The following is a 23,553-nucleotide window of genomic DNA, read 5'->3' as shown; positions in this document are numbered from 1 at the left end:
ATTGTCTAGATAAGGAAACTCTTTTCAAACTAGATTAATAACCACTACTATAGTGGACTCATTATGTTCGCAAATTATTGATGGCTAGGTTATTCACTATAACCGGAGGATTCATAATGAATGAACGATTGACGAAAATAAAAAACGACACCAGTCAATTTTGGACAAGTCGAAGTAAAAAGCAAAAAATAGTTATGATTGGCTCCGTGGTAGGCGTCATCGCACTTGCAGCCATCGTGACGTTTTTTGCTTCGAAAACTACATATGTTCCACTTTATAAAGATTTATCAACAAGAGAAATTGGACAAGTAAAGGAAGCACTAGATTCCCAAGGTGTGAACTATGAAATTGCTCCAGGTGGAACATCTATTTTAGTGCCAGAAGAGCAAGTTGACTCCTTGTTAGTACAATTAGCTTCAGAGGGCTATCCGCAAACAGGTACAATTGATTACTCATTTGCTAATAGTTCAGGATTTGGTATGACAGATAATGAATTTAACCTCTTAAAAAAAGCAGCAACTGAAACTGAAATTGCTAAGCTTTTTAAAAATTTAGAGGGTGTAAAAGATGCCAAAGTAATGATTACAGTTCCTGAAGAAGGGGTATTCGTAACGGATGTGCAAGGCGAGGCAACGGCATCTATTGTTTTAAATACAGACCCTGGCTATAAATTTACAGAGCAGCAAATTACTACTATGTACAATTTGGTGTCAAAAAGTATTCCCAATTTAAAAACTGAAAACATCGTAATCTCTAATCAATTCTCAGAGTACTTTGATTTGAATGCTGCTACTACTGATGGTACTTCCACAGCGACAGCCGAAGGTCAATTACAAATGAAGAAATTAGTAGAACGTGATCTACAGCGTCAAGTGCAAAATATGCTAGGAACGTTGATGGGACAAGATAAAGTGATGGTTTCTGTTACAACGGATATTGACTTCAAGAAAGAAAATCGTGAAGAAAACCTTGTGACACCTGTTGATGAAGAAAATATGGAAGGTATCGCAATTAGTGCTCAACGAATTACAGAGCAGTATTCTGGTACAGGCGCAGCAGCTGCAGGAACACCTGAAGCTGAAACAACTACAGATAACTTCACAACGTATAACGAAGGTGCAACAGGGAATGGTGACTATGAACGTACAGAGGAAACGATCAATAATGACGTGAATCGTATACGTAAAGATATCCAAGAAGCTCCTTATAAAGTTCAAGATATTGGAATTCAAGTCATTGTTGAACCACCAACAGCGACAGATGCAGCGTCATTACCAGATGGTGTTCGTGAAGATATCGAGAAAATTTTAAGTACAATAGTTCGTACAACAATTTCCAAAGATGTGGCAGCAGAACTTACACAAGAGCAAATTGACGAGAAAGTAGCTGTTTCAGTACAACCTTTATATGGTAAGGCGACAGAGGTCGCTGATGAAAAACCAGTTATCCCATGGTGGGTTTGGGTCATTGGCGGTATCTTATTAGCTGTTATTTTATTACTAGCATTCTTTATTATCCGTTCTCGTAAGCGTGCGCAGGAAGAAGAAGAGCTAAGTATCCTAGAAGAACAAGAAGAATTAATGATTGATGATATTAATGAAGAAATTGAAACGGAAGCTACAATGCGTCGTAAGCAGCTTGAAAAAATGGCTAAAGAAAAGCCAGACGATTTTGCAAAGTTACTGCGTAGTTGGATTGCGGAAGACTAACTAGGAGGTTCGGCTGTGTCCAAGAAAGATAAGGAATTAACCGGAAAACAAAAGGCCGCACTCTTGTTAATTTCATTAGGGCCTGAGGTTTCAGCTTCTGTCTATAAACACTTAACAGAGGAAGAAATTGAACGTTTAACATTAGAAATTTCAAGTGTTAAAAAAGTAGAATCAAATGTCAAAGAAGAGATTATTGAAGAATTTCACAATATCGCACTAGCGCAAGACTATATCACACAAGGTGGTATTGGCTACGCGAAAACAGTATTAGAAAAAGCGCTTGGTGTTGAACAAGCGCAAACGATTATTAATCGTCTAACATCTTCTCTACAAGTGCGTCCGTTTGATTTTGCTAGAAGAGCTGATCCAGCACAAATTTTTAACTTTATTCAAAATGAACATCCACAAACAATTGCCCTGATTCTCTCTTATTTAGAGGCGGGGCAAGCGGGTGTTATTTTATCTTCACTACCACAGGAAGTACAGGCGGATATTGCTAAACGTATAGCAGTAATGGAATCGACTTCTCCAGAAGTAATTAGTGAAATTGAATCTGTATTAGAGCGTAAATTATCGTCAACAGTTACACAGGATTACACTGAAACAGGTGGTATCGATGCTGTCGTAGAAGTGTTAAATGGCGTAGATCGACAAACAGAAAAAACAATTCTCGATGCACTCGAAATACAGGATCCAGAACTTGCAGAGGAAATCAAAAAACGTATGTTTGTGTTCGAAGATATCGTTACACTCGACAATCGTTCCATTCAACGTGTTATTCGTGACTGTGAAAACGAAGACTTACTGCTTTCAATGAAGGTATCAAGTGAAGAAGTAAAAGATATTATTTTCCGCAATATGTCACAGCGTATGGCTGATACATTTAAAGAAGAAATGGAAATTATGGGACCTGTACGATTACGTGACGTAGAGGAGGCGCAATCTCGAATTGTTGCTGTTATTCGTCGTCTAGAGGATGCTGGAGAGATTATTATTGCTCGCGGTGGAGGAGATGACGTCATTGTCTAGAATCATCCGTTCTATTTACACCCAGTCTGATAGCGATAGTATTAAAGAAATCCAAATCCGAGATATGTTTGAACCGATTGAAGTAGACCAACATGAAGTCTCATCTCAGCATCAATTAACATTGGATGAAATAATGGCAGAGCGAGATCGTTTACTTGCAGAAGCTAGAGCTACTTTGCAAGCAGAACGTGAGATGTTTGAACAAGAAAAGCAATTACACTTCCAAGAAATTGAACACTTAAAGTTAAGCTGGGAAGAAGAGAGACCGAATCGAGTGCAAGAGGCGTATGATGAGGGGTTTGGGCAAGGCTATGAAGATGGTATGAACAAAGCCTCTGAAGCAATGGCCCAGTCACTTCAAACTGCGAATGAAGTTATGATTCAAGCGAAACAAAATGCACAAAAATATATTGAAGATCAAGAAGCGGTCATTTTAGAGTTAGGCTTAACTGCAGCAGAACGAATTATTGGCACCTCACTAGAGCAAGATAACGAACTGTTTGTGTCAATTGTGCGTCGAGGGTTGAAAGAAGCAAGGGAAATGAAAGAAATTAAAATTTATGTTTCCCCAACATACTACGCTTTAATTACCACTAATCGAGATGAATTAGCAGAAATGTTCCCGATGGATGTACCATTTATGATTTTTGTGAATGAAGATTTAGACAATGAAACAGATTGCTATATTGAAACAAATCATGGTCGCATTATGGTTAGTATTGATGAGCAATTGAATGAGCTTAGATTAAAGCTACATGAAATATTAGAGAGTAAGGAATGATCTTGATGAAAACGGCTCAATTAATCGAACATATTCCTCATATACCTACTTTTAAAAAGTTTGGTAGAGTAACTAGAGTTGTCGGCTTGATGATTGAGTCGCAAGGTCCAGATAGTTCCATAGGTGATGTCTGTAAAATTCATGTGGAAACTGTAAACAATGGTCACCAAATCATTTTAGCAGAGGTTGTTGGTTTTAAAGATGAGATAGTTGTCTTAATGCCATTCACCTCTTTACGTGAAATATCTATTGGCTGTCTTGTTGAAGGGACTGGTGCCCCTCTAGAAGTAAAAGTGGGCCCTGAGTTAATAGGAAAAGTATTGGATTCTATGGGGAATCCAATCGATGGCACCTTATTACCGAAAGGGTTAATGACCGTCCCTACTGAGCAAGATCCACCGAACCCACTGACTCGTCCACCAATTGACGAAAGACTCGAAGTAGGGGTGAAGGCGATTGATGGCATGCTAACAGTTGGTAATGGTCAACGTGTTGGTATTTTCGCTGGTTCTGGGGTCGGAAAAAGTACGTTACTAGGTATGATTGCTAGAAACACGCAAGCAGATTTAAATGTCATTGCGCTCATAGGAGAACGTGGTCGTGAGGTTCGTGAATTTATCGAACGTGATTTAGGCGCAGAAGGTTTAAGTCGCTCCATTGTTGTTGCAGCCACATCAGATCAACCAGCATTAATGCGGATTAAAGGCGCTTTTACAGCGACAGCGATTGCCGAATATTTTAGAAATCGAGGCTTAAATGTCATGCTGATGATGGACTCCGTTACACGTGTAGCCATGGCACAACGTGAAATTGGACTTGCCACGGGAGAACCACCGGCACAAAAAGGGTATACGCCTTCTGTATTTGCGATATTACCTAAATTATTAGAACGTACTGGTACTAATGAAAAGGGCTCAATCACAGCATTCTATACCGTTTTAGTTGATGGTGATGATATGAATGAACCAATAGCTGATACTGTGCGAGGGATATTAGATGGCCATATTGTATTGGATCGAAATCTAGCCAATAAAGGTCAATATCCAGCCATCAATGTTTTAAAAAGCGTAAGCCGTTTGATGAATCATGTTGCAGAGCCAGCGCATAAAAAAGCTGCTGAACGATTAAGGGAACTCTACTATACATATGACAAATCTGAGGATTTGATCAATATTGGAGCTTACAAAAGAGGAACTTCTAAAGAGATTGATGAGGCCATTCATTATGAACCGCTCATTACGCATTATCTTAAACAAGGCTATTTAGACAAAGTAACATTAGAAGAAAGTGTCAATGAGTTAATAACATTATCGAACGGTGGTGCGAAATAGATGGTCAGTTATGTGTATCGTTTTGAAAAAGTGTTAACAATTCGTGAGCAAGAAAAAAACGAAACCGAAATGGCTTATAAAGAATCTGTCCGTTCTTTTGAAGAAATAGCAACAAGATTATATGAATTACTTAAAAAGAAAGAAGACTTAATCGCATTTCAGCAGGAGCGTTTAACGATTGGCTCATCTATTGACGAAATTCATCATTATAGTCGTTTTATAGATAGTCTTGAGAAAACAATTGCAGATGTACAACAGAAAGTGATACAAGCTCGTGCGAAGATGAATTGGCACGAGGAAAAATTATTAGAAAAAAACTTGGAAGTACGTAAATTTGAAAAAATGAGAGAAAAAGATTTGAAGCTATTCCAGCAAGAGCAAGATCGTATAGAAAGCCTTTTTCTAGATGAAATTTCATTACAAACGTATAACAAGAGAGAAATCAGGTGATTTCATGGCAAAAAAAGACAATCGATTGACAGCGGAGTTAGTAGAAGTGCAGTCAAAGAAAAAAACAGGGGGCTTTCTAAAGTTTTTTACTTGGATTGTACTACCGATTATGTTTGTAGTAGCGGTTTTACTTGTTGTGGCAACGTTAATGAATACGAATGTCTTTGATTTAGGGAAAAAGGCAATAGGAAGTTTACCCTTTGTCCCATCAGAAGAGCAACAAGCTAAAGATGCTGCCATTAATAACGACTCTAAATTAGTTAATTTACAGGCAGAGATACAAGAAAAAGAAGCTGAAATTACACAGCTACAAAAAAAGCTTGATACAACAACAACTGAAAAAGAGAAGTTAGTGATAGAAAAAGAACAGTTGCAATTTGAAATTGAAAAATTGAATCGACAACAAGATGATGTAAAGCGTGACTTTAATGATATCTTATCAACGTTCGATAAGATGTCTCCGAAAGCTGCAGCACCAGTATTAATCAATATGAGTGATGCGGAGGCGCTACGAATTTTAACGAATTTAAAGCCTGATAAGTTAGCAGCCATATTAGAGAAAATGGATGCCAAAGATGCAGCAAAATATACGGAGTTAATGGCTAAACAATAAGATAAATGAAAGGAGGTGAAAGAACAATGGATGTAGCAATGATGCAAATGATCACTAAGTCTGTACCTAATAAAGCAGCAAAATCTTCAACCGTTAATAGTCCTGAAGGTAAGGTCAATGGAACTCCGAATAAAGAAAATGTATCGAATTTCGGGTCTGTTTTTAGTAAAATGATGTCGTCTTCAACGCAAACAAACCAATCTTCGCAGTCAACTGCAACAAAGGAGCTAGCCGATTTACAAGCGGTTTTAAATGCTGATTCAATGGAGGAATTACTAGATTTACTAGGAATCCCTCATGATGATGGGTTATTAATGCTTCAGCTTGGCGAAGACAATAAAGCAGTGGCAATGGATGAAATGCTTAATTTAGAAAATATACTAAATGCATTAGGTATTGATGAAGAGCAACTTCAAAAAATAGTCCAACAGCTGCTAGGAGAAGAGAAGGAAGCTAGTGATGTTTGGGAGCTACTATCACTAGTAGATGCCCAAGCGCCGATACTGCAGGCGCAAATAGGACCTGCTTTACAAGGTGAAGGACAAGTAACACCAAAAGACGCTACACAACTGCTTCAAGTATTGAAGCTAGCACAATTAGTCGGACAGAAAACGGACTTAACAACTTCACAAGAAAACTTATTAACAACGGTTAAGAGTCTATTAACAGCATTACAAACGCAAGTAGAAACTACACAACTAACAACAACCAAAACAACTGGAGCATTGCCATTACAAGGCTTTCAGCAAGTAGTTCAGCAAGTACAAGTGACGAAGCAGAGTGAGACAAGCACAAATGACATGGTTACACCGCAAACAGTTCAAACAAAACCGGATACATTCCATGTCACATTACCAACTGCCAAACCTGCGCAGTCTGAGGCTTTGTTAAAAGAAATGCAGGCTATTATGAATAGAGCACAAATTTCAAATGCACAAGGGATCACACGTTTAACGATTAAATTGTACCCAGAAAATCTTGGGACAGTTCGTATTGAACTTGTACAAAATGATGGCGTACTGACAGCTCGTTTACTAGCTTCTACAGCTCATGGACGTGAATTACTTGATAGTCAAGCACATCAGCTAAAACAAGCTTTTGTTCAACAAAACATTCAAGTAGATCGTCTTGATATAGCACAATCACTACAAGATGCAGATCGCCAGCAACGCGATCAAAGCTTCTTCAATAATTTCTTTAAGCAGCAACAGGATGAAGAGCAAGAACATAAAAATGAAGATGAAGATGAAGGACTATCCTTTGATGACTATTTAATCAATGAGGAGGTGTAATAATGGCAGATGCAACAAAAAATGTAAGCAATACATCCATAACGGATGATTTGTATTACTCGAATTATAAAAAACCAACGAAACAAACAGGTAATAGTGAGCTTGGCAAAGACGCCTTTCTACAACTTTTAATTACACAATTACAGCATCAGGACCCTACAAATCCTATGGATGACCGAGAATTCATTTCTCAAATGGCACAGTTTTCTTCTTTAGAACAAATGCAAAACATGACAAAGACAATGGAGTCATTATTGGCATCACAGCAACAAACACAGATGATGAATTATGCATCCTTTGTTGGTAAAGAAGTGAAATGGCATGAAATTACAGATAAAACAGATGAAAAAGGGGATCCTGTTGTAAATGAAGGAACAGGTGTAATTGAATCCTTGAAATTTGTAGATGGTAGTGTTGTATTCAAATTAACAGATGGAAAAGAAATAACGCCTGGTAATATTTCAGGAATACTAGGTGGCTCTGGAACAAATACAGATGGCGGTAATACTGTACCAGAATCTCCGCTTGTACAGGCAAGTAAACTGATTGGTAAAAATGTTACGTATAAAGATGGCGACCAAGAATTACAAGGTCGAATTGTCTCTGTTTCAAATAAAGATGGCGTTATCTATTACGTATTAGATAATGATAAAAAACTAACAGATAAAGATTTTACAGTAATTAGCGAATAAAGGTGGAGAAGAATGATGGATAAATTTTCAATTCATCGTGTACCCTTGCATCCATCTATTCGCACAATACAACCTAAGCCAATTCAATCGCAGCAATCCTTTAAAGCTCATTTACAGGAGGCTGCAAAGCAAGAACTAAAGGTGAGCAAACATGCGCATGAACGGATCATTGAACGTAAAATTGACATCTCTGAACAAGAATGGCAGGTAGTATCGGATAAGGTATTTGAAGCACACTCAAAAGGTGTCAAACAACCATTAGTCTTGATGGATCAAGCAGCTTTAATTGTCAGTGCTAAAAATGCTACTGTCATTACAGCAATGGATCGCACGGAGGCAAAACAACAGTTATTTACAAATATTGATGGCACGATTGTGCTGTAAAGGCTGGACCTTCTTATGTAAGGAAGCCTTGGTGATGCTGATTGATAGAGGCACACCTATAAAAAACGAAGGGAGAACGAAAACTTATGTTACGTTCTATGTATTCAGGTATTTCAGGTCTTAAAAACTTCCAAACGAAGCTAGATGTTATTGGTAATAACATCGCAAATGTTAATACTGTTGGCTTTAAAAAGGGGCGTGTTCTTTTTAAAGATTTAATGTCTCAAACACAAGCTGGTGCATCTGCAGCAACAGCTACACGAGGTGGTGTTAACCCACAACAAGTTGGTTTGGGTTCTCAATTAGCTGCTATTGATACAATACATGGTGGCGGCTCATTACAAGGTACTGGGCGTGGACTTGACTTAGGGATTGAAGGAGATGGCTTCTTCATGGTAGCTGACGCAAATGGAGCTCCAGACCCAGATAGTGGTTTTATTGGCGAAGAAGGTTTCAATAATACCCTATTTACTCGTAATGGTGTTTTCTATATGGATAGCAATGGCTATATAGTAAATGCTGATGGTAAATATCTAGTAGGAGTATCTGCTGGAGAAGAAATTGTTATGGAAACTGATGACGATGGTATCAATCCAGATGAAGCACCAGTCGCTTCTGGAGATGAAGGTGCTAACTTATTTGATGATGATGGTGTACTAGACCCAGACGATGGTGAGGTAGGGCCAATCCGTATCCCAACGACTGCTAAAGAAATTAGCATCGGAGCTAATGGTACGATTGAATATGTGGACCTAAACGGTGATCGCAAATGGGCAGGACAGCTAATTATGGCTAAATTCCCAAATGCGGGTGGTCTTTCTAAGGTTGGAGGAAACTATTACCAACAAACAGCAAACTCTGGTGCTGCCTATGCACAAGTAGCCACTGTTGCAGGGATGGGTAAAGTAGTACCTGGCACAGTAGAAATGTCCAATGTAGACTTATCGGAAGAATTTACAGAGATGATTGTGGCTCAACGAGGTTTCCAAGCGAATACTCGTATTATTACAACATCAGATGAAGTGTTACAAGAGCTAGTAAACTTAAAACGATAATGATTATATAGTTCTTTAATTCATAACAGGTGTTTGATAAAACATATTTTCATATGAGGGAGGGTCGGGCCGGCTCTCACGCTAGACCCGGCCCTATTTCAATGATCGAACTAACACGTCTTAATGGCAAAGCATTTACATTAAATGCTTTATACATAGAAACAGTCGAATCGTTTCCAGATACGACTATTACTTTAACAACTGGAACAAAAGTAATTGTTTTAGAGAGTGAAGATGAGGTGCGACAAAAGGTAACTGCCTTTTATAATAATATACAAATTTTATCCAACCCGCATCTACGAGGTGAAAAAGATGAAGAATAATAAAATGTTAACAATGATTATTATTTTGCTAGTAGCAGTCATACTGATTGGCGTTATTTTATTTGTATTGCTTACACAATTTAATAAGCCAACAGGAGCTGTTGAGCCATCCATTGATGAGATTGTAGAATCCTCTGTGGAGGTACCTGAAATCACGACGAATCTTGCAGATAACAGAGTTGTACGCTTGTCATTAAAAATTCAAACGACAAGTAAAGATGCTGCTACAGAATTAACAAAGCGTGTTTTCCAAGTGCAAAATATTGCCATTCAAGAGCTTTCTGAAATGGAGCAAAAGGATTTAGAGGGTAAGCAAGGGAAACAAATTTTCCAAAAATCATTAAAAACAAGGTTAAATGAATTGATGCAAGAGGGAGAAGTTCAGGAAGTATATTTTACCTCCTTCATCACTCAATAAAACAGAAACTGCTTGAAATGGAGGTGGGCAAATGGCAGGAGATGTGTTATCTCAATCCGAGATAGATGCGCTGCTTTCCGCTATATCAACTGGGGAAATGTCAGCTGACGATATAAAAAAGGAGGACGAGGGACGCAAGGTTAAAGTTTATGACTTTAAACGAGCACTTCGATTCTCAAAAGATCAAATCCGAAGTTTGACCCGAATACACGAAAACTTTGCACGACTATTGACAACCTTCTTTTCTGCACAGCTTAGAAGCTATGTACAGATTACGGTTGCATCGGTAGACCAAATACCATTTGAAGAGTTTGTACGTTCGATTCCGAATATGACACTCATTAATGTGTTTGAAGTGCCACCATTAGATGGTAATATATTGATGGAAATAAATCCGAACATTGCCTATTCCATGTTAGATCGTCTAATGGGCGGTAGTGGGGCAAGTCATAGTAATGTAGATAACTTAACAGAAATTGAAACAAAGATTATGACAAACCTTTTTGAACGCTCATTCGACAATTTACGCGAGGCATGGGAAAATGTTGCAGAAATTGATCCAATATTAGTGGAGCTTGAAGTAAATCCACAATTTTTACAAATGATCTCACCAAATGAAACAGTGGTCGTAATTTCGTTAAATACGATTATTGGTGAGACAAGCGGTATGATTAACATCTGTATCCCGCATGTTGTGTTGGAGCCTATTGTTCCAAATCTATCTGTTCGCTACTGGATGCAGACAAATACAAAAGAGATGTCTCCAGAGCAAACAAAAATGCTGGAAACACGTGTGAAACAAGCACAATTACCACTTTCAGTTGAACTGGGTCTGTCGGACATTACCATTGAGGATTTCCTTACAATGCAAATTGGTGATGTTATACAATTAGATCAAAAAATCGAAGATCCATTAATACTGAAAGTTGGAACATTGCCAAAATTCATGGTTCAACCAGGTAAGCAAGGCAAAAAATTAGCAATCCAGATTATCGACCCTTTGAAAGGAGGAGACGAAGATGAGTGATGAAATGCTCTCCCAAGAAGAAATTGAAGCGTTATTAAGGGGCGAGACGTTGGAAGATAAAAACAGCGACACTGCAGCTTCTTCAAATGATGAGACTAATGATTTAAGAGTTGAGGATTACCTTGATTCGTTTGCACAAGATGCATTAGGTGAGGTAGGTAACATTTCTTTCGGAAGTTCTGCTACAGCACTTTCTGCGTTATTAGGTCAAAAAGTAGATATTACTACCCCAAGTATTTCCATGATAAACCGTAATAAATTAGAAGAGGAGTTTCCTCATCCTTATGTGGCTGTACAAGTGGAATATACGATTGGTTTAACAGGTATGAATTTACTTGTTATTAAACAATCGGATGCAGCCATTATTGCCGATTTAATGTTAGGTGGCGATGGTTTAAATCCGAAGCCAGACTTAGGTGAAATTCAACTAAGTGCTGTTCAAGAGGCTATGAACCAAATGATGGGTTCAGCGGCAACATCGATGTCGACTGTATTTAATAAAAAAGTGGATATTTCTCCACCGACTATTGATTTAATGAATATTTCACAGGATGAAGGCCGTGACAATATTCCAGAAGACGATTTATTAGTTAAAGTATCCTTTAGACTACGCATTGGTAATTTAATTGATTCAAATTTAATGCAATTATTACCGCTTAAATTTAGTCAAAACATTGTAAAATCTCTTTTAGGTGAAACAGAGTCTATTGAAGAACCAGTAGCTGCAACGATTGCCCCTGAGGCACCATCAATTGCAGCGCCACCAGTTCAACAACAAGCACCTGTAACACCACCACCTGCACAACCAGTATATCAACAGCAGACAGCACCAACGCAGCAACCTATTTATCAAGAGCAACCACAGTTTACGCAACCAGCAAGACCTGCACAACCTGTGAATGTGCAACAAGCACAGTTTGCTAGCTTTGATCCAAATGTAATCTCTCAATCTGAAGCTAGAAATTTAAATATGCTACTTGATATTCCATTGCAAGTTACTGTAGAGTTAGGACGTACGAAACGTTCTGTTAAAGAGATTTTAGAACTATCGAGTGGTTCAATTATTGAGCTAGACAAATTAGCGGGGGAGCCTGTTGATATTTTAGTCAATAGTCGTTTAATCGCTAAAGGTGAAGTCGTTGTTATTGATGAAAACTTTGGTGTCCGTATTACAGATGTTTTAAGTCAAGCAGAGCGTTTAAATAATTTAAGATAGTTTCAATTGGAGGAGTTAACCATGTCTAAAAGAATTTTAATTGTAGACGACGCTGCATTTATGCGCATGATGATCAAGGATATTTTATCAAAAAATGGATTTGAAGTTGTTGGAGAGGCAGCAGATGGCTTACAGGCTGTTGAAAAGTACAATGAATTAAAACCCGATTTAGTAACAATGGATATCACAATGCCTGAGATGGACGGTATTGCGGCTCTTAAAGCGATTAAGGGAACAGATCCAAGTGCAACTGTAATTATGTGTTCAGCCATGGGACAACAAGCAATGGTAATCGATGCAATTCAAGCTGGCGCGAAAGACTTTATCGTGAAGCCTTTCCAAGCAGATCGTGTAATTGAAGCGATTCAAAAAGCACTGGGATGATTGTATGAGAATGTTAAAATCATTTCGTTTCACGATGATTTTCGCATTTCTTGTATCCTTCCTGTTTTTGTACCCGACACCAACTTCTGTTTATGCGGATGCTGATACGAATAGTGTCACTGATTGCATTGAAAACCCAGAAGCTTGTAATGGAGATACTACCGATCCAGCTGCTAAACAAGAAATAAATGTATCAGCAGCTGGAGATATATCTGCATGGGAATACATAAAAATGGTTTTGGCGCTTATTTTTGTTGTAGCTTTATTTTATGGATTGATGAAGTTTTTAAATAAACGAAATTTAAACTTCCAACGTAATCAAATGGTACAAAATTTAGGCGGTTTATCGTTAGGTGCTCAAAAGTCAGTTCAGCTTTTACAAGTAGGTAAATCATTGTATTTAGTAGGGGTTGGAGAAGATGTGCAACTGTTACGTGAAATTACTGATCCTGAAGAAGTTGAAGCATTGCTAGCACTCTATAACGAAAGGCAAGAACTTGCAACAACATCACCGTATATTGCAGAAGTACTTTCTAAGTTTAAGAAAAAAGAGCAAGTGAGTATGCACAATGAACAAAAGCAAGATTCATTTGGCAAACTATTTGAAAAAAAGATATCTGAAATAAAACAGGAGCGTAGTGATGAGATAGAGAGATGGAAGCAAAAGGAGAAGGATGATAAATGAATGATTTAATCAATGTTTTTTCCAATAGCGATCCAACCAACGTCTCTACATCTGTTAAGCTCCTACTGTTACTAACGGTTTTATCTCTTGCACCGAGTATCTTAATATTAATGACATCTTTCGCTAGAATTGTCATTGTCTTATCCTTTGTGCGGACGGCATTAGCGACACAGCAAATGCCACCAAATCAAGTGATTGTTGGTCTAGCACTATTTTTAACGTTCTTTATTATGGCACCAACTTTTCAAGAGGTGAATAAAGAGGCATTACAGCCGTTATTTGCTGAAGAGATTGGTTTAGAAGAAGCATATGATCGTGCTAGTGCACCATTTAAAGAGTTTATGAGTAAGCATACAAGGCAAAAAGACCTTGAATTATTTTTATCTTATAATCAAGCAGAAAAACCAGCATCAGTGGAGGAAATCCCACTAACAATGCTCGTCCCAGCATTTGCTTTAAGTGAAATAAAAACAGCATTTCAAATTGGTTTTATGATTTTTATACCATTCCTTGTCATCGATATGATTGTTGCGAGTACTTTAATGTCGATGGGGATGATGATGTTACCACCAGTAATGATTTCCTTGCCATTTAAAATCTTATTATTTGTTCTGGTCGATGGCTGGTATCTAGTCATGAAATCGTTACTACAAAGTTTTTAGGGGATGATACAGTATGACAGGTGAATTGGTTATTTCCATAGCAGAACGTGCCATTATGATTATCCTTCTAACAAGCGGTCCGCTATTATTAGTTGCTTTAATCACTGGTTTAGCGGTAAGTATCTTTCAAGCAACAACTTCGATACAAGAGCAAACATTAGCATTTGTACCCAAAATTGTCGCTGTCCTAGTGGCCATCGTATTCTTTGGCCCATGGATGTTATCTCAAGTTACTAGCTATGCGAGAGACATATTCGAGAATTTAACACGTTATATAGGGTGAGTCCATGAATGAATTAATTCCACATTTAACGGTTTTCTTATTAGTACTTGTGCGTGTTTCAGCATTTTTTGTTACGGTCCCCTTTTTTTCATATAGGACCATTCCGCCACAAGTCAAAATTACTCTCGCACTGGTATTAGCTTGGATGATGTACTATACAATTGATGTTGAGCCATTGGTCTTCAATGATGAATACATATTATTAGTGATGAAAGAAGCACTTGTTGGACTATTGCTTGGTCTTATGGGCTACATCATCATGTCTGCAATACAAATTGCAGGAAGCTTTATTGATTTTCAAATGGGATTTGCCATTGCCAATATTATTGATCCACAAACAGGTGCGCAAAGCCCATTAATTGGTCAGTTCTTTAATATGCTAGCACTTCTTTTTTTATTAGCGATTGATGGCCATCATATGATTCTGAATGGAATTTACTATAGCTATCAATTTTTACCGATGGATCAATTTCCAAGCTTTGCTAGTGAAAGCTTACCGAAATTTATTATGACGACTTTCACAGCCGTTTTCGCGATAGCATTTCAGATGGCTGCTCCTGTTGTGGCGACCTTATTTTTAGTCGATTTAGCTTTAGGAATAACAGCAAAAACAGTACCGCAATTAAATATTTTTGTGGTCGGTTTTCCGATTAAAATCGGAGTTAGTTTTTTAGTAATGTTTACAATGATGGCTGTGATGATTCAAGTTATTCAAAAGCTCATTACGATTATGATCTACGGTATACGGGATTTAATGGCCATTTTAGGTGGTGGATGATATGAAGCTACTACTAAGTTTAGATATCCAGTTTTTTGCAGGTGAAAAAACAGAAAAGGCAACCCCTAAAAAACGTCAGGATGCTCGAAAAAAAGGGCAAGTTGTAAAGAGTCAAGATATTTCTAGTGCCATTGTCATGCTTATGGTATTTATCTTTTTATTTTTCTTTGCTGGCTCCTTGCGTGATGAATTATTAGCTTTTTTTAGACAAACATTTATTCATAACATACGCATCGAAAAATTAACGATTGATAGTGTGATGCGTTTATTTACAGAAACATTGATACAGATGGCTTTTATTATTGTGCCCATCATGGCGATTGCTTTTGTTGGAGCTCTTGCGGGTAATTTCCTGCAGTTTGGCTTTTTATTTACATTAGAACCAATGAAATTTGATTTAAAAAAGATGGATCCTATTAAAGGGTTAAAAAAAATATTTTCTGTTAAGGCCATTGTTGAACTGCTGAAGTCGGTCTTAAAGATTGGCTTTATAGGAAGTGTCACAACAATTATTATTTGGACAAACCTACCAGAAGTTTTGGCTTTATCTTTTAAAAGTCCATGGATGACGCTCATTACAGTAGGGAAGCTTGTCGGCATAATGGGTATAGCCGCATCTTTAGTTTTACTTTGTGTATCCGTTCTGGACTGGATGTATCAAAAACATGAGTATGAAAAAAATCTTAAAATGTCTAAGCAAGATATTAAAGATGAATATAAAAATAGTGAGGGTGACCCGCTGATTAAATCCAAAATCAAACAACGTCAACGCGAAATGGCGATGCGTCGTATGATGTCAGAGGTGCCGAATGCAGATGTTGTTATCACCAACCCTACTCACTATGCGATTGCCCTCAAATACGATGAGGACAATATGGATGCCCCACGTATCGTTGCGAAGGGGACAGACTTTGTCGCCCAAAAAATTAAGCTGATCGCCAAAGAGCATGATGTCATAATGGTTGAAAATAGACCTTTAGCACGTGCGATGTATGATCAGGTAGAAATTGGTGATCAAGTACCAGAGGAATTTTTTAAGGCAGTAGCAGAAATACTCGCTTATGTTTACCGTATTAAGCGAAAAATTTAAAGCTTTTAAGTAGGAGGGACACAAATGAAAGTTCGCGATATTGGGGTTTTAGGTGCGGTTATTTTAATCGTTGCGATGCTCATCATCCCTCTTCCTCCGTGGATGTTAAGTTTCTTAATTGTCATTAATATTACATTAGGATTAATTGTACTGCTAACAGCAATGAGTATGAAGGAAGCATTGGACTTTTCTATCTTCCCATCGGTCATTTTACTGTTAACCTTGTTCCGATTAGGACTAAGTGTTTCCACAACCCGTGCTATTTTAGCAAATGGTGATGCAGGGTCAGTCGTTGAAACCTTTGGTGATTTCGTAGTTGGCGGGAATGTTCTTGTTGGTTTAGTTGTCTTCTTAATTCTAGTGTTAATTCAGTTTATTGTAATTACAAAGGGCGCGGAGCGTGTAGCTGAAGTAGCAGCACGTTTCACACTCGATGCAATGCCTGGTAAACAAATGAGTATTGATGCTGACTTAAATGCAGGGGTCATTTCCGAAAAAGAAGCACGTGAACGACGTGAAAAGGTATCGGGAGAAGCAGACTTCTATGGAGCGATGGATGGTGCCACAAAATTCGTAAAAGGGGATGCCATTGCCTCAATGGTAATGGTTATTATCAACCTATTATTTGGGATCATTATCGGGGTAGTGCAAATGGGTCTTCCATTTGCAGAAGCAGCAACTCATTTTTCTAAACTAACAGTTGGAGATGGTATTGTATCCCAAATCCCGGCTTTACTTATTTCAACAGCTACAGGGATTGTTGTAACCCGTGCCTCTTCAAAAGGAAGTCTTGGCCAGGATATAACAGGACAATTATTTGCTCAGGCAAAGCTTCTTTATGTAGCTGGTGGAACGATTATCTTACTTGGATTATTTACACCAATTCCAGATTGGATAACGATTCCAATTGGTGCGTCACTCATTACAGGAGCATATATGATGGGGCGTAAGAAGCCAGAGGATGAAGAGGAATTACTTGAAATTGAGGAAGAAGTGGCAACAGATGGCATGAAGAGCCCTGAAAATGTTGTGAATTTATTAAATGTGGACCCGATCGAATTTGAATTTGGTTATGGATTAATACCTTTAGTAGATGCTACACAAGGTGGGGATTTATTAGATCGTGTTATTATGATTCGACGACAGCTAGCATTAGAATTAGGTATCGTCATCCCAGTTGTTCGTATTCGAGATAATATTCAGCTGCAACCAAATGAATATCGAATTAAAATAAAAGGGAATGAAATGGCACGAGGCGAGCTCTTATTAGATCATTATTTAGCGATGAGCCCTGGTGATGATGACTCTATTGAAGGAATTGATACTGTGGAGCCATCATTTGGACTACCAGCGAAATGGATTACGGAGCAAGTGAAAGAAGATGCCGAAATGTATGGTTACACAGTTGTTGATCCACCAAGTGTGGTGTCAACACACTTAACAGAAATCATTCGAGCAAATGCACATGAGTTACTAGGACGCCAAGAGACGAAGCAGTTAATCGATCACTTACGCGAAACACATCCTATTTTAGTCGAAGAATTAACACCGACGCCTTTGTCTACTGGAGAAATCCAAAAGGTACTTGGCAAGCTTCTTCGAGAAAATGTGTCTGTACGTAACTTACCTATAATTTTTGAGACATTAGCAGACTATGCAAAATTAACGAGTGATACAGATATTTTAACGGAGTATGTCCGTCAAGCATTAGCACGTCAAATTACTGCACAATATGTTGGAGATAGTTCAGCATTAAAGGTGATTACGGTGTCAGGTAAAGTAGAAAAAATGATTGCTGATAGTATTCAACAAACGGATCACGGAAATTATTTAGCAATGGACCCTCAAGATTCTCAAACCGTTTTAGAGACTATTGCAGCAGAAGTAGAGCGTGTTTCCTTTATGGAGCAATCCGCTATCATTTTATGCTCTCCAGCAGTTCGTATGTATTTACGACAATTGACGGAGCGTTATTTCCCTCAAATTCCAGTTCTCTCTTATAATGAGCTGGATGCTTCAGTTGAAATTCAAAGTGTTGGGGTGGTGAATGTTCAATGAAAATGAAAAAATATTATGCATCATCCATACCAGAGGCGATGAAGCAAGTGCGGGCAGAATTAGGTGAGGACGCAGTCATTTTAAATTCAAAAGTAGTCATCACAAAGAAATTTTTCGGTATGATTAAAAAGAAAAGTTTTGAAGTGGTCGCGGGAGTTGATGTTATGGAGCCAAGTTATGTGGCTCCAGCACCAGCTGTACTACCTGTAGAAACAAAAGAAAATGCAAGGTTACAAGAGATTACAAATGCTATTCAAGCAAAAGTCCATCAAGAGCCAACACCACATGTTGCAGCAGTGCATGAGGATACTAGCATCTCTGAAGAATTGAGGAAGGAAATTGCAGATTTAAAATCTTTAATGCAATCGATGCATAAAAAGACCACCCAAGCTCAATATCCCGATGAACTCTTCCCCTTCATTGAATACTTAAGACAGCAAGAGCTAAGTGAAGAGCTCATCACAACGATAGGTGATGAGCTTTTTATGCATTTCAAAGAAGCGTCAGAAATAAATTTTTCACAATGTAAATTAATAACGAAAAATTTACTACGTAAGCAGCTAGAGGCCCTTCCTGTCGGAGGATTGTCCTATGAAAGAAAGTATATAAATGTTTTAGGCCCAACAGGAGTTGGAAAGACTACAACGATTGCTAAAATGGCAGCGCGAGCTGTGTTAGAAAAAAAGAAAAAAGTCGGCTTTATTACGACCGATACGTATCGAATTGCTGCCATAGAACAGCTAAAAACATATGCAGGTCTTTTACAGGCTCCAGTTGAAATTGCTTATAATGCGACCGATTTCGAGCAAGCAATCCAAAGTTTATCCCATTTAGATTTGGTGTTTATTGATACAGCAGGTCGCAATTATAAAGAGGTCAAGTATGTGGATGATCTCCAACGTCTCATTAAGTTCGATGATCAAGCAGAGTCTTACTTAGTCCTTGCTATGACAACGAAAGAAAAGGATATGGAGAACATTGTAGACCAATTTAAGCAATTACCAATTGAAAAATTCATTTTCACAAAAATTGATGAAACAAATTCTATTGGCACAATGATCAATTTAATGATTAAATATAATAAAGGACTTGCTTACTATACGAATGGTCAAGAAGTACCAGAAGATATTGAGGAAGCTGATTTAGAAGCAGTACTTAATTTGTTTTTTCAAGGTGAAGAAAAATGAGAGACCAAGCTGAAACATTACGCTTGAAAATGATGAGGCAGCAGGGCGAACTAGGTAGAGCCATCGCAGTTGTCAGTGGCAAAGGTGGAGTAGGTAAAAGTAACTTCACCATGAATTTTGCTATAACCTTGGCCCAAAAGGGAAAAAGAGTTGCCATTGTAGATATGGATATTGGGATGGGGAATATTCATATTTTAATTGGGAAAAATGCTTCTTATAGTTTGAAAGACTATTTAGAAGGAAATAAATTACTAGATGAGGTAATATTTGAAGGACCTTATGATCTAAAGTATATTTCAGGTGGGTCTGGTATGACGAGCGTTCTAGATTGGTCACAAAGTATGTTTGAGCGATTGATTCATGCCTTTGAACAGCTTCAAAAAAACTATGATTATATTTTATTTGATATGGGGGCTGGTGCGACAAATTGGTCATTAGACTTACTGACATCCATTGATGAAATTATTGTCATTTCAACAGCGGAGCCTACTTCTATAACAGATGCGTACTCCATGATGAAATATATTCATGTACGTGATCCAGAGAAGGAGTTTTACATTCTTTGTAACCGTGCTTTTAGCAAAGAAGAAGGAATTGAAACGAATGAACGTTTAAAAATAACGATGAAACGTTTTTTAGACAAAGAAATAACCATTCTAGGTTCATTACCTGAAGATCCAGTTGTGCGTAAGGCTGTGCGTGAGCAAGTACCATTCTCGCTTGCTTATCCAGACGCACTAATATCAAAGACATTACAACTTATAGTCGTTCGTTTTATGGAACATCGTGCAGAGGAAATACACGCACATGAACAAACAGCTAAAAAATTTTTATCGAAACTCAGAAGTATTTTCTCGAAAGGGCGTGATTAATTGGACTTTTTACATAAAAGCAAGCTATTAGTTGTGGATGATTCTGCTTTTATGAGAAAGCTAATTAGTGACTTTTTTGTTGGCAACTCTAAGGTGGAAGTAGTTGGAACGGCACGAAATGGAAAAGATGCGATCAAAAAAATACAGTCGTTGAAGCCAACAGTTGTGACAATGGATATTGAGATGCCTGAAATGAATGGGCTCGATGCTTTAAAAGAAATTATGATTCAATGTCCAGTTCCTGTAATAATGCTCTCGAGTACCACTCAACGTGGGACAGAAAATGCAATAGCAGCAATTGAGAGTGGCGCAGTAGATTTTGTCGCAAAGCCAAGCGGAACCATTTCTCTTGATTTACATAAAATCCAAAATGAGCTTGTTCACAAAGTAGAGCAAGCGGCAATGGTGCCGATTTCCAAACTGAAAAAACCTTCTGGTAGTAAAAAACAACAAGAACCAGTGACAAGAGCGAGTACCGTAGTAAAGGAGCCACAACAGCATGGACGAACACCAACTCTTATGAATGTTGCTGCTAGCAATGTAGCTACATCAAAGCCACTGGTAGAATGGAGTAAAGTTGGAAAGAAAATGGTGTTAATTGGTACATCAACCGGAGGACCTCGTGCACTTCAGGAGGTCATTACTAAAATTCCTAAGTCCATACAAGCACCTATATTAATTGTTCAGCATATGCCAGCTGGATTTACTAAATCACTTGCTACTCGTCTGGATCAGCTAAGTGAAATTGCTGTAAAAGAAGCGGAACAGGGCGATATATTGCAAAATGGAGTAGCTTATATTGCACCGGGTGGTTATCATTTAAAGCTGAGAAAAGTAGGAACGACTTTTGGCATTGTTCTTGATAATCAGGAAGCACCGAGATCAGGCCATCGCCCTTCTGTAGATGTAATGTTTGAAGATGTTAGTCAATATAAGGATTTTGATAAAGTGGCAGTCATTATGACTGGTATGGGCCATGATGGTTCTAATGGACTGAAAGCATTGAAAAAAAGTGGTAATGTCATAGCTATTGCAGAATCAGCCGAAACTTGCATTGTATATGGTATGCCAAAAGCAGCAGTAGAAACGCAACTTGTTGATGAAGTTGCAGATGTAGATGATATTGCACAAACAATAATGAAATATTTGCCTTAAAAGGGGTGTCCTCTTATGGAAGTCAATCAATATTTAGAGATGTTTATCGAAGAAAGTAAAGAGCATTTACAAGCATGTAGTGAACATTTATTAGAATTAGAGAAGAATCCAGATGATTTGGCCATTGTTGGGGAAATATTCCGCTCTGCCCACACGTTAAAAGGTATGTCTGCCACAATGGGCTTTGAAGATTTAGCGGATTTGACACATAAAATGGAGAATGTTTTAGATGCTATTCGTAATGAGAAAATCCATGTCACACCTGAAATACTAGATGTTGTCTTTGAATCTGTTGATCATCTAGAAGAAATGGTGATGGATATTGCGAACGGTGGAGATGGTAAACGTGATGTTTCATCAACTGTTGCTCAACTGAAGCGCATTGAATTAGGTGAGGAAGCAGTACCAGAAGTGGTAGCAACAGTGGCACCAGCAGTCGTTGCAAGTGTTTTAGAATATGATAGCTTTGAACAAACAGTTATTACACAATCATCTGAACAAGGCTTCAATGCATTTGAAATTGCAGTTACATTACGTGAGGATTGCCTATTAAAGGCTGCACGTGTATTTATGGTGTTTGAAATTTTAGAAAAAGATGGAGATGTCATTAAGTCCAGTCCATCTGTTGAAAAGCTTGAAGATGAACAGTTTGATCAACAATTCTATGTTGCTTTTGTGACAAAAGAAACAGCCGAAGATATGCAGAAAAAAATAATGAAGGTTTCAGAGGTTGATGAAGTCGTTGTGACAACAATTGACCTGAAGAAATTTAGTGAAAAACAATATGAAGCCCATCAGGAAGTAGCAGCAACAGCAGTGGTAGAAGCAGAACCAACACCAGCAGCTACGCCTGCGAAAGCTGAACCTGTTGCGGCACCAGCCAAAGCAGCAGCACCAGCTAAAGCTGATAAAGCTCATGCACCTGTAGGGAATAAAACGATTCGTGTAAATATTGAACGTCTTGATATTTTAATGAACTTGTTTGAAGAGCTTGTCATTGATCGTGGTCGACTACAATCGATCGCTACAGAAGTGAATCATGGTGAGTTAAATGAAACAGTAGAGCGCATGAGTCGTGTGATGGGTGATCTACAAACAATTATTTTAACGATGCGTATGGTACCAGTGGAAACAGTATTCAACCGATTCCCAAAAATGATTCGTCAGCTATCGCGTGACTTAAATAAAAAGATCAACCTAGAAATCATCGGTGCAGAAACCGAGTTAGATCGTACGGTTATAGATGAAATTGGGGATCCACTAGTTCACTTAATCCGTAATTCTGTGGATCATGGGATTGAGAATCCGACGGCTCGTCGTGCAAAAGGTAAGCCAGAAGAAGGAACAGTTGTCCTACGTGCGTATCATAGTGGAAACTATGTCTTTATTGAAATTGAAGATGACGGCGCGGGCATTAATCGTGAAAAAGTACTAGCGAAAGCTATTTCAAAAGGCATTGTGACACAAGAACAATCATATTCAATGTCTGATAAACAGATTAATGAGCTTATTTTAGCTTCAGGCTTCTCAACTGCCGATGTCATTTCTGATGTTTCTGGTCGTGGGGTAGGTTTAGATGTTGTGAAAACAACGATTGAATCACTTGGTGGTAATATTTCAATTGAATCTACACAGGATGTTGGATCTATCTTCTCGATTCAATTACCACTGACATTATCGATTATTTCAGTCATGCTGGTGGAGATTGAAAAAGAAATTTATGCAATTCCACTATCTTCTATTATTGAAACATCTATTATCCGTTCATCAGAGATTATGAATGCGCATAATCAAAAAGTAATCGACTTCCGTGGCAAGGTTGTTCCATTGGTATTCTTAGAGGAAATCTTTGAGGTTCCTCGTAAAGAGTCACAAGATGAAGAATTCCATTCAGTTGTAATTGTTCGCAAAGGTGAAAAACTTGCTGGTCTAGTAGTGGATTCTTTCATTGGACAACAAGAGATTGTCTTGAAGTCATTAGGAAATTACTTAACAAATATCTTTGCCATTTCAGGTGCAACGATTTTAGGTAATGGTAAAGTAGCCTTAATTGTAGATTGTAACGCACTAATTAAATAA

25 protein-coding genes are annotated in these 23,553 nt (G+C 38.0%); all 25 read left to right on the top strand.

Going from position 1 to position 23,553, the window contains the following annotated elements:
* Positions 1 to 116: 116 nt before the first annotated feature.
* The 25 genes from fliF to MHI34_RS01775 all read left to right on the top strand — a co-directional run bounded on the left by fliF (position 117) and on the right by MHI34_RS01775 (position 23,553).
* The gene (gene fliF, locus MHI34_RS01895) at positions 117 to 1,709 is read left to right on the top strand and encodes a flagellar basal-body MS-ring/collar protein FliF (protein ID WP_036124742.1); all 1,593 of its coding nucleotides are present in this window, start codon (positions 117 to 119) and stop codon (positions 1,707 to 1,709) included.
* A gap of 15 nt (positions 1,710 to 1,724) precedes the next feature.
* Positions 1,725 to 2,738, top strand: coding sequence for a flagellar motor switch protein FliG (fliG, locus tag MHI34_RS01890; RefSeq protein ID WP_036124740.1), 1,014 nt, complete (start codon positions 1,725 to 1,727; stop codon positions 2,736 to 2,738).
* A complete protein-coding gene (fliH, locus tag MHI34_RS01885) occupies positions 2,731 to 3,519 on the top strand; it encodes a flagellar assembly protein FliH (RefSeq protein WP_036124738.1) in 789 nt (262 codons plus the stop codon). The genes fliG and fliH overlap by 8 nt, the downstream gene beginning before the upstream one ends.
* A gap of 5 nt (positions 3,520 to 3,524) precedes the next feature.
* A complete protein-coding gene (gene fliI, locus MHI34_RS01880; RefSeq protein ID WP_036124834.1) occupies positions 3,525 to 4,850 on the top strand; it encodes a flagellar protein export ATPase FliI in 1,326 nt (441 codons plus the stop codon).
* The gene (gene fliJ, locus MHI34_RS01875; protein ID WP_036124736.1) at positions 4,851 to 5,300 is read left to right on the top strand and encodes a flagellar export protein FliJ; all 450 of its coding nucleotides are present in this window, start codon (positions 4,851 to 4,853) and stop codon (positions 5,298 to 5,300) included.
* Positions 5,301 to 5,304: 4 nt separating this feature from the next.
* A complete protein-coding gene (locus MHI34_RS01870) occupies positions 5,305 to 5,913 on the top strand; it encodes a hypothetical protein (RefSeq protein WP_036124734.1) in 609 nt (202 codons plus the stop codon).
* Between the two features lie 26 nt (positions 5,914 to 5,939).
* Entirely contained in the window at positions 5,940 to 7,205 is a 1,266-nt protein-coding gene (locus MHI34_RS01865; RefSeq protein ID WP_342504062.1) for a flagellar hook-length control protein FliK, read from the top strand.
* Between the two features lie 2 nt (positions 7,206 to 7,207).
* On the top strand, positions 7,208 to 7,897 hold the full coding sequence (gene flgD, locus MHI34_RS01860) for a flagellar hook assembly protein FlgD (RefSeq protein WP_036124730.1): 690 nt from the start codon (positions 7,208 to 7,210) through the stop codon (positions 7,895 to 7,897).
* Between the two features lie 15 nt (positions 7,898 to 7,912).
* The gene (locus tag MHI34_RS01855) at positions 7,913 to 8,281 is read left to right on the top strand and encodes a TIGR02530 family flagellar biosynthesis protein (protein ID WP_058843517.1); all 369 of its coding nucleotides are present in this window, start codon (positions 7,913 to 7,915) and stop codon (positions 8,279 to 8,281) included.
* An 86-nt stretch (positions 8,282 to 8,367) separates the two neighbouring features.
* Complete coding sequence (gene flgG, locus MHI34_RS01850) at positions 8,368 to 9,336, top strand: flagellar basal body rod protein FlgG (RefSeq protein ID WP_036124729.1); 969 nt, start codon at positions 8,368 to 8,370, stop codon at positions 9,334 to 9,336.
* Positions 9,337 to 9,437: 101 nt separating this feature from the next.
* On the top strand, positions 9,438 to 9,659 hold the full coding sequence (locus MHI34_RS01845; protein ID WP_036124831.1) for a flagellar FlbD family protein: 222 nt from the start codon (positions 9,438 to 9,440) through the stop codon (positions 9,657 to 9,659).
* Positions 9,649 to 10,077: a flagellar basal body-associated protein FliL gene (gene fliL, locus MHI34_RS01840; protein ID WP_036124726.1), complete on the top strand. Its 429-nt coding sequence runs from the start codon at positions 9,649 to 9,651 to the stop codon at positions 10,075 to 10,077. The genes MHI34_RS01845 and fliL overlap by 11 nt, the downstream gene beginning before the upstream one ends.
* A gap of 31 nt (positions 10,078 to 10,108) precedes the next feature.
* A complete protein-coding gene (gene fliM, locus MHI34_RS01835; RefSeq protein WP_342504061.1) occupies positions 10,109 to 11,104 on the top strand; it encodes a flagellar motor switch protein FliM in 996 nt (331 codons plus the stop codon).
* Positions 11,097 to 12,320, top strand: coding sequence for a flagellar motor switch phosphatase FliY (gene fliY, locus MHI34_RS01830; protein WP_058843505.1), 1,224 nt, complete (start codon positions 11,097 to 11,099; stop codon positions 12,318 to 12,320). The genes fliM and fliY overlap by 8 nt, the downstream gene beginning before the upstream one ends.
* 21 nt (positions 12,321 to 12,341) lie before the next feature.
* Entirely contained in the window at positions 12,342 to 12,704 is a 363-nt protein-coding gene (locus MHI34_RS01825; RefSeq protein ID WP_004269288.1) for a response regulator, read from the top strand.
* Positions 12,705 to 12,714: 10 nt separating this feature from the next.
* On the top strand, positions 12,715 to 13,389 hold the full coding sequence (locus MHI34_RS01820) for a flagellar biosynthetic protein FliO (RefSeq protein WP_230593865.1): 675 nt from the start codon (positions 12,715 to 12,717) through the stop codon (positions 13,387 to 13,389).
* On the top strand, positions 13,386 to 14,051 hold the full coding sequence (fliP, locus tag MHI34_RS01815) for a flagellar type III secretion system pore protein FliP (protein WP_036124231.1): 666 nt from the start codon (positions 13,386 to 13,388) through the stop codon (positions 14,049 to 14,051). Before MHI34_RS01820 ends, fliP begins: the two co-directional genes overlap by 4 nt.
* A gap of 13 nt (positions 14,052 to 14,064) precedes the next feature.
* On the top strand, positions 14,065 to 14,334 hold the full coding sequence (fliQ, locus tag MHI34_RS01810) for a flagellar biosynthesis protein FliQ (RefSeq protein WP_036124229.1): 270 nt from the start codon (positions 14,065 to 14,067) through the stop codon (positions 14,332 to 14,334).
* A 4-nt stretch (positions 14,335 to 14,338) separates the two neighbouring features.
* Positions 14,339 to 15,112, top strand: a complete 774-nt coding sequence (fliR, locus tag MHI34_RS01805) for a flagellar biosynthetic protein FliR (RefSeq protein WP_141903467.1) — start codon at positions 14,339 to 14,341, stop codon at positions 15,110 to 15,112.
* A 1-nt stretch (position 15,113) separates the two neighbouring features.
* Positions 15,114 to 16,202: a flagellar biosynthesis protein FlhB gene (flhB, locus tag MHI34_RS01800; RefSeq protein ID WP_036124225.1), complete on the top strand. Its 1,089-nt coding sequence runs from the start codon at positions 15,114 to 15,116 to the stop codon at positions 16,200 to 16,202.
* 24 nt (positions 16,203 to 16,226) lie between these two features.
* Positions 16,227 to 18,260 carry a flagellar biosynthesis protein FlhA gene (flhA, locus tag MHI34_RS01795; RefSeq protein WP_036124222.1) on the top strand — a complete coding sequence of 678 codons (2,034 nt, stop codon included), beginning with the start codon at positions 16,227 to 16,229 and terminating at the stop codon, positions 18,258 to 18,260.
* Entirely contained in the window at positions 18,257 to 19,447 is a 1,191-nt protein-coding gene (gene flhF, locus MHI34_RS01790; RefSeq protein WP_058843506.1) for a flagellar biosynthesis protein FlhF, read from the top strand. Before flhA ends, flhF begins: the two co-directional genes overlap by 4 nt.
* Entirely contained in the window at positions 19,444 to 20,319 is an 876-nt protein-coding gene (locus MHI34_RS01785) for a MinD/ParA family protein (RefSeq protein ID WP_058843507.1), read from the top strand. Before flhF ends, MHI34_RS01785 begins: the two co-directional genes overlap by 4 nt.
* Complete coding sequence (locus MHI34_RS01780) at positions 20,320 to 21,474, top strand: chemotaxis response regulator protein-glutamate methylesterase (RefSeq protein ID WP_082673691.1); 1,155 nt, start codon at positions 20,320 to 20,322, stop codon at positions 21,472 to 21,474.
* Between the two features lie 15 nt (positions 21,475 to 21,489).
* The gene (locus MHI34_RS01775; RefSeq protein ID WP_036124212.1) at positions 21,490 to 23,553 is read left to right on the top strand and encodes a chemotaxis protein CheA; all 2,064 of its coding nucleotides are present in this window, start codon (positions 21,490 to 21,492) and stop codon (positions 23,551 to 23,553) included.

This window comes from Lysinibacillus sp. FSL L8-0126 (assembly GCF_038630385.1).
Classification (GTDB): Bacteria; Bacillota; Bacilli; order Bacillales_A; family Planococcaceae; genus Lysinibacillus; species Lysinibacillus fusiformis_D.
The sequence above is the reverse complement of the archived record's forward strand: the minus strand, read 5'-3'. Positions and strand labels throughout refer to the sequence as shown.